At 65.0% G+C, this 1410-nt stretch carries 1 protein-coding gene and 2 pseudogenes; all 3 read right to left on the reverse strand.

Annotated elements, in window-relative coordinates; genetic code table 11:
* Positions 1-292 (reverse strand): annotated as a pseudogene (locus tag JF597_RS55050) (carbohydrate ABC transporter permease); the annotation flags it as partial.
* Entirely contained in the window at positions 292-1176 is an 885-nt protein-coding gene (locus JF597_RS55055) for a carbohydrate ABC transporter permease (RefSeq protein ID WP_069763690.1), read from the reverse strand. The pseudogene JF597_RS55050 and the gene JF597_RS55055, both read right to left, overlap by 1 nt.
* 19 nt (positions 1177-1195) lie before the next feature.
* Positions 1196-1410 (reverse strand): annotated as a pseudogene (locus JF597_RS55060) (ABC transporter substrate-binding protein); the annotation flags it as partial.

Consider the following 1410-nt stretch of genomic DNA (forward strand, 5'->3'; position numbering starts at 1 on the left):
GAAAGGAATTCGCCGTCCAGCGCAGGAAGATGCCGTGCTCGTAGGTGAACAGCTGATGCAGGTTGTCCCACAGATGCCAGCCGGAGAACCACAGTCCGTTGGACTGGTAGAGCCCGGTGCGGTCCTTGGTGGCGGCGACGACCAGCCACCACACCGGAAAGAGGCTGTACACGCTCGCCAGCGACAGCCCGACGAGCAGAAACCGCTGCCCGCCTCGCGAACGGGCCGCAGCATCGGGCTTGTTGAGCCGCCGGACGGGCGTGGTCCTCGTGGGCTCCTCGATGAGGGTCATCAGTCGGCCTCCTTCGAGGTGAACCGGTAGAACAGGAAGGAGGCGACGCCGAGGATCAGGGCCAGCAGCACCGAAAGGGCCGCCGCGTAGTGGTAGTTGCCGGCGTTGAACGCCTGGTTGTAGATGATCATGATCGGGGTGAAGGAGTCGCTGACCGTCTGCGGGGTGACGTTCCGGAAGAGCGCGGGCTCGTTGAAGATCTGGAGCATCTGGATGATGGAGAGCATCCCCGTCAGCACCAACGCCCCCCGCACGAACGGGATCTTGATGCTGCGGGCGATCCGCAGCTCGGAGGCCCCGTCGAGCCGCGCCGCCTCGAACAGGTCGCGGGGCACACCCTGGAGTGCCGAGTAGATGATGACCATGTTGTAGCCGATGCCGTGCCAGGTCAGCAGGTTGCCGATGGACGGCCACACCATCGACGGCGCGAAGAAGTTCCAGGAGAACCCGAAGATCTCGCCGAGCGGGGTGAGCGGGCCCACGTCCGGGCTGTAGAGGTTCAGCCACACGATCGCGGCGACCACACCGGGGATCATGTACGGCACCAGCAGCAGGATCCGGAACCGGCCGGCCATCCGGGAGCTGAGCGCGTCCAGGAACAGGGCGAGGACGAGACTGACCAGCAGCATGATCGGGATCTGCACGCAGGCGAACAGCACCACCCGCAGCACGGAGCCCATGAACGCCGAGTCGGTCAGCCCCTGTTGGTAGTTGTCCAGACCGGAGAACTCGTCGGTCGTGCCACCGAGCCCCAGTCCGGAGGACTGCGACCGGTACAGCGACTGGTAGACGGCGTACCCGATCGGCAGCAGGTACAGGAAGACGAAGCCGAGCTGGAAGGGCACCGTGAAGGCGGCACCCTTCCAGCGCAGAGAGCGAATCATCAGTAGCAGCCCTAAGCCTCTAGCCCTTGACGCCGATGCCGCGGGACTTCAGGTCGTTGACCGTCCACTCCTGCATGTGGGCGAGGAGCTGGGTCACCGTCTGCTCCTTGCTGACCACCTTGGCCCAGCCGGCCTGCATCTCGGTGAACATCGCGGTCCAGTCGGGCCCGAAGGTCCAGTCGGTGGTGACGGTCTTCAGGCTGTCCTTCACGACCTGCTGACCCGCCTGGTAGT

This window comes from Streptomyces sp. (assembly GCF_019510245.1).
GTDB lineage: Bacteria > Actinomycetota > Actinomycetes > Streptomycetales > Streptomycetaceae > Streptomyces.